This is a genomic window from Gemmiger formicilis, assembly GCF_016901605.1.
GTDB classification, from domain to species: Bacteria; Bacillota; Clostridia; order Oscillospirales; family Ruminococcaceae; genus Gemmiger; species Gemmiger formicilis_B.
The window spans coordinates 1-4,913 of sequence record NZ_JACJKP010000192.1 but is presented as its reverse complement, the minus strand read 5'-3'; the positions used below and the strand labels follow the sequence as shown (position 1 = coordinate 4,913).

Below are 4,913 nucleotides of genomic sequence, written 5' to 3'. Positions count from 1 at the left end.
AGCCTGGATGACATCAAGAAATTCTGCAAAGCCCAGGTAAACACCCTGTGGGACGAGGTCAAGCGTTTTGAAAATCCCCACCGCTATTATGTGGACCTGAGCCAGAAACTGTGGGATACCCGCAGCGCCTTGCTCAAACAGCTTTCCAAATAATTTGTTACAATAGGGTTACAGACACTGCCTCCCGCGCATACTAGTGCCAATAGGCCGGTATGGGCGGGAGGTTTTTATGTTGGAACAAATATCATTATTTATTTTGGGCGGCAGTGGGTACCTGGCCGTGGAACTTGCCTGGCGGGGAACCAGCCACTGGACCATGTTTTTGGCCGGGGGAATCTGTTTGTGCCTTTTGCACCGGTTGGCGGCGCGGCAAATTTCTTTGCCCGCGGCAGCCGGTGCAGGGGCTGCGGGCGTCAGCGGGCTGGAAGTGTGTATCGGCCTTTTTTGCCGGGAACTTTTGCATATCCGCGTATGGGACTACAGTGCGGAATGGGGGAATGTGGCCGGATTGATCTGCCCGCGCTATACCTTTTACTGGTTTTTGCTGTGCGGTTGGGTCGTTTTTGTCCTGCGCCTTGCCCAGCGGGTCTTTTGTAGTCCTGTTTATTGTACAAGAAGAACGGCCGCCGAATACTGAAGTACAAATTTTGGTACTGCCTGTGCTTTATAATAAAAGCATCAAACAGAAAGGCGGTACAGAACATGACCCAGCAGTTTAAATATGTCGGCGGACACATTGAGGTATATTCGGAGACCGGTGAGTTTCTGTTTTCGGCGGATACCATGCGGGAAGCATGGGAGGAACTGTCCGCGTAAGGCGTACAATCGCAACGCTATTATGTACAACATGACGAAACAGTGGAAAATATACAAATAACTTTTGTAAGTTTGTACAAAGTGCGGCTTGCAAAAGACGGACTTTTCGCATATAATAAAGACAGAAAACAGAAAGGAGATGGGGTTGCAATGTTGAAGCTGCATACCCTGGCTGCGTGGATGCACGGTTTTCTGGATCCTGAAAGTCCGTATGGATTACCGGAGGAAGTGTACAATGACGTGATTCCGTCAGGTTTGCACAGTTACAACCGCACCGATCTGATCTGAAAACCCATCCACTCCCCAGCAAGCAATGTCCCGTGCCGGTGCTTCGCATCGGCACGGGGCATTTTCTGCTTGTATTTTTTGGTAAAAGAGGGTATGCTATATCTGTATAAATCCGGCGTATATGCGCCGACCTGTCAGAAGGAGTATCTGCATGAAACTGATTACTTTTACTGTGCCGTGTTACAACTCGGCCGCGTATATGGACCGCTGTGTCGAGACCCTGCTCCCGGCGGGAAAAGAAGCGGAAATCATTCTGGTGGATGACGGTTCCACCGATGATACCGGCAAAGTAGCCGATGCCTATGCGGAGAAGTACCCCGATATCGTCCGGGTGATCCATCAGGAAAACGGCGGCCATGGTGAAGGTGTCAACCAGGGAATCCGTAATGCCACCGGTATGTTCTTCAAAGTGGTGGATTCCGACGACTGGCTGGACACCGAGGCACTGGCCAAGGTGATGGAAGTGCTGCGCAGCTATGCAAATGCCGAAACGCCGTTGGATTTGCTGATGGCCAACTATGTGTACGAACATGTGGCGGATAATACCCGCAACGTGGTGGATTACACCGGCATCCTGCCGGAGAACCGCGTGTTCCATTGGGACGAGATCGGCAAATTCCCGCCGGATAAAAATATTCTGATGCACAGCGTGATCTACCGTACCGAGGTGCTGCGTGCCAGCAAACTGGAACTGCCCAAGCACACCTTCTACGTGGACAATCTGTTTGTCTATCAGCCGCTGCCTCAGGTCAAGACCATTTACTATCTGAATCTGGATCTGTACCGTTACTTTATCGGCCGGGACGATCAGAGTGTCAATGAGAAAAACATGATCAAGCGTGTGGACCAGCAGTTGCGTGTTACCCGCCTGATGATGGAGGCAGTGGATGTGTACGCCCTGCCGGCAGAACAGGAAAAGTTGCGGGCCTATATGCTCAACTATTTCTCCATGATGATGGCCATTTCCAGCATCTTCCTGGCGCTGGACGGCAGCGAGGAAGCCCTTGCCAAGCGCAAGAAACTTTGGGAGGACCTGAAAGCCCACGACGACCGCCTGTATCGCCGCTGCCGTCATTCGGTGGCACAGGCCTGCAATCTGCCGGGCTGGCTGGGCTGCAAACTCAGCATTGGCGGTTACCGGATTGCGCAGAAACTCTTCAAGTTCAACTGATTGGGAGGAACCATGCAGTCGTACCAGACCATTTTGTTTGATCTTGACGGCACACTGACAGATTCGGCGCCCGGCATCCTCAATTCTGTACGGTATGCCTGCCGGAAAATGCAGCTAACTGTTCCCGAAGAGGCAACCCTGCGTCGCTTTCTGGGCCCACCGCTGCCTTCTTCTTTCCGGTCGTATCTGCATTTGAACGAAGCGGATACCACTCGCGCGGTGGCAGCCTTCCGGGAGTATTATCCGGACAAAGGCATCTTTGAAAACGAGGTTTATCCCGGGATTCCTGCGTTGCTGGCAGACCTGAAAGCCGCGGGCAAGACAGTGGTGATGGCTACCAGTAAACCGGAAGTGTTCGCCAGGCGGATCATGCGGCACTTTTCGCTGGAGAATTACTTTGACGCCATCTGCGGTGCCACAATGGACGAAACACGCACAGACAAGGGCGAAGTCATCGCCTATGCCCTGCGGACCATCGGTGCCACCGGTGCACAGGGCATCGTTATGGTAGGCGACCGGGAACATGATGTAAAGGGCGCAGCCCGCAACGGGTTGCCCTGCGTCGGTGCTGTGTATGGGTATGGCACGGCCGAAGAACTGACGGCTGCCGGTGCGTTAGCCCTGGCAGACACCGTGGAGGATCTCCGCAAGTTTTTACTGTAAAGCAACAAACAGTACGCCCCCGCACCGGAATTTTCGGCGCGGGGGCGTGTTTTGTTCAGCGGCAATGGGGCTGGTGGTCTTTGTCGTTATAAAAGAGGTGTGTATTGTACCAAGCGGAACAGATGCCCGCGGCTATGCAGCCAACCAGCAGCAGAAGTCCCCACCAGGTGGTCAGCAATCCCCGGGGAATCAGGAACAGCAGCGCTACAGCGGTTGCCGCCAGGGCGGGGGCGGCATAGTGAATCAGCCGCATGAATCGCATCCGCAGGGAAGTTTGGGCCGGCGCAAAATCCGGGTCACACAGCACACAGCGAATCCGTGCGGTGGGAATCCCCCGGAAAGGATAGTAACGGCGTATCGCCCGGTATTCCACACCGTCAATAGTAAAATGGGGAACCATACCTTCCCTGGTGACTACCAGATTCAGGTTCTGCTCTTTGGCATAGGCAAAGAGCGCGTCGGTAAATTCTGCCGGTGTGGTCACAGGCAGGTCCGGCGTAAAGGTGAAACTGTACCGGTGTTCTGCCCTGGTCATGGTGCGATAATCCCGGAGCCACCCGGTAAACCAGCCGTCGGCAGCGGTTGTTTGCATGTGGGCCAGACAGGCGTCTACATCCAGCGAGGCGGTCTCGGTATGGTTGGTTTTCCTGCAGCTGGCAGCAAAAGCGTCGGGCCGCTTCCAGTTCCTGTGCCTGTTGCTGCAACCGCTGGGCTTGCTGCTCTGCGGCCCAGTACAGGGGAACTTCTCCCTGTAATATGGGACGAATTTCTTCCAGGGGAACGCCCAGCATCCGCAGCATGCGGATCAGCTTCAGTGTGCGGATGTCCTGTTCGGTGTAGGTGCGGTAGTCGTTTTGCGGGTCACGGGCAGGGCAGAGCAAACCGGCCTGTTCATAGTACCGTATGTTCCGGCTGGAAATACCGGACGCATCGGAAGCCTGTTTTATATTCATGACGCAACCTCCTTTTTTCTTTAGGATATACCCTGCAGCAACTGGAAGGTCAAGGCTTTTTTTCAAATAATCATACCATAGCGCCCGGATTTGTGCTATACTGTTCTTACATTTCAAGACAAAGAGGGAAAAAAGCATGTATCAGTTTGGTGACGATAAACTGGAAGTACGGGAACTGCTGGTCAAAGCATTTGCCAACGCCTGGGAACACAGCGATAAACACGTGGACCGCGATACCTATATCAACAGCAGCATCAATGTGATTGACTCACTGCAGGTAGGCCCCGAGATGATCTACGGGGAAGAAGGCCAGGGACTGCTGGATGCGGAACTGGACCATCTGCCGGACTTGCTGCGCGCGGACGGCGCCTGGGTCTACTACGAAGTGCCCGCGGAAAATTTCTTTATTTTGACCTGGATGACCGACACGGAAAAAGCCCAGGCCAAGGTGGACGCGCTGCAGGATGAGGAAGGCAGCCTGGCCTGTATTGTGGACCTGAAACAGGAGTGGCACCGCGAACAGTAAAACCGACGGACCGGAGAAATGGGGGACCCGATGAGGCAGGAAAGCATTCGGCTGCCGCGTGATGCCATGTGGCTGCTGCAGACACTGCATGCCGCCGGCCACAGTGCCTATGTGGTGGGTGGTTGTGTGCGTGACAGCTTGCTGGGCCGCCAGCCCGGCGATTGGGATATCTGTACTTCGGCCCGCCCGGACCAGATGAAAATGTTGTTTGCCGGTCAGCAATTGATCCTGACGGGGGAAAAACATGGCACAGTAGGGGTAGTTTTGCACGGCAAAGCCTACGAGATCACCACTTACCGTCTGGATGGCGCCTACCTGGACCACCGGCATCCGGAACATGTACGGTTTGTTTCGGAACTGGCGGCAGATCTGGCGCGGCGGGACTTTACCATCAACGCCATGGCCTACGCGCCGGGGGAAGGTGTGATCGACCTGTACGGCGGCCGTAAAGATTTGGACGCCGGTATTATACGGTGTGTGGGCGAACCTTCGGCAC

The 4,913-nt window shown here is 54.4% G+C and carries 7 protein-coding genes and 3 pseudogenes; 8 read left to right on the top strand and 2 right to left on the bottom strand.

From position 1 onward, the window contains the following. From H6B10_RS12490 to H6B10_RS12470, 5 genes and pseudogenes are all read left to right on the top strand, one after another. Positions 1-153: pseudogene (locus H6B10_RS12490) on the top strand (nicotinate phosphoribosyltransferase); the annotation flags it as partial. A gap of 76 nt (positions 154-229) precedes the next feature. Then, a complete protein-coding gene (locus tag H6B10_RS12485) occupies positions 230-637 on the top strand; it encodes a putative ABC transporter permease (RefSeq protein WP_204651907.1) in 408 nt (135 codons plus the stop codon). Between the two features lie 329 nt (positions 638-966). Further along, entirely contained in the window at positions 967-1,104 is a 138-nt protein-coding gene (locus H6B10_RS12480) for a hypothetical protein (protein ID WP_204651906.1), read from the top strand. 151 nt (positions 1,105-1,255) lie between these two features. Continuing rightward, positions 1,256-2,275, top strand: coding sequence for a glycosyltransferase family 2 protein (locus tag H6B10_RS12475; RefSeq protein ID WP_204651905.1), 1,020 nt, complete (start codon positions 1,256-1,258; stop codon positions 2,273-2,275). A 12-nt stretch (positions 2,276-2,287) separates the two neighbouring features. Next, complete coding sequence (locus H6B10_RS12470) at positions 2,288-2,938, top strand: HAD family hydrolase (protein ID WP_204651904.1); 651 nt, start codon at positions 2,288-2,290, stop codon at positions 2,936-2,938. A gap of 55 nt (positions 2,939-2,993) precedes the next feature. Here H6B10_RS12470 and H6B10_RS18070 read toward each other — a convergent pair whose 3' ends face one another. After that, a complete protein-coding gene (locus H6B10_RS18070; RefSeq protein WP_243427368.1) occupies positions 2,994-3,530 on the bottom strand; it encodes a hypothetical protein in 537 nt (178 codons plus the stop codon). Between H6B10_RS18070 and H6B10_RS18065 the strand changes: the two genes are divergently transcribed. Continuing rightward, positions 3,529-3,693: a hypothetical protein gene (locus H6B10_RS18065; RefSeq protein WP_243427367.1), complete on the top strand. Its 165-nt coding sequence runs from the start codon at positions 3,529-3,531 to the stop codon at positions 3,691-3,693. The two genes, H6B10_RS18070 and H6B10_RS18065, sit on opposite strands and share 2 nt — an antisense overlap. 51 nt (positions 3,694-3,744) lie before the next feature. On the opposite strand, the pseudogene H6B10_RS19040 reads toward H6B10_RS18065, so the two are convergent. Beyond that, a pseudogene (locus H6B10_RS19040) lies at positions 3,745-3,891 on the bottom strand (MerR family transcriptional regulator); the annotation flags it as partial. Between the two features lie 136 nt (positions 3,892-4,027). Between H6B10_RS19040 and H6B10_RS12455 the strand changes: the two are divergent. Together H6B10_RS12455 and H6B10_RS12450 are read left to right on the top strand one after the other, a co-directional pair. Next, positions 4,028-4,417, top strand: coding sequence for a hypothetical protein (locus H6B10_RS12455; protein ID WP_204651901.1), 390 nt, complete (start codon positions 4,028-4,030; stop codon positions 4,415-4,417). 30 nt (positions 4,418-4,447) lie between these two features. Further along, positions 4,448-4,913, top strand: a pseudogene (locus H6B10_RS12450) (CCA tRNA nucleotidyltransferase); the annotation flags it as partial.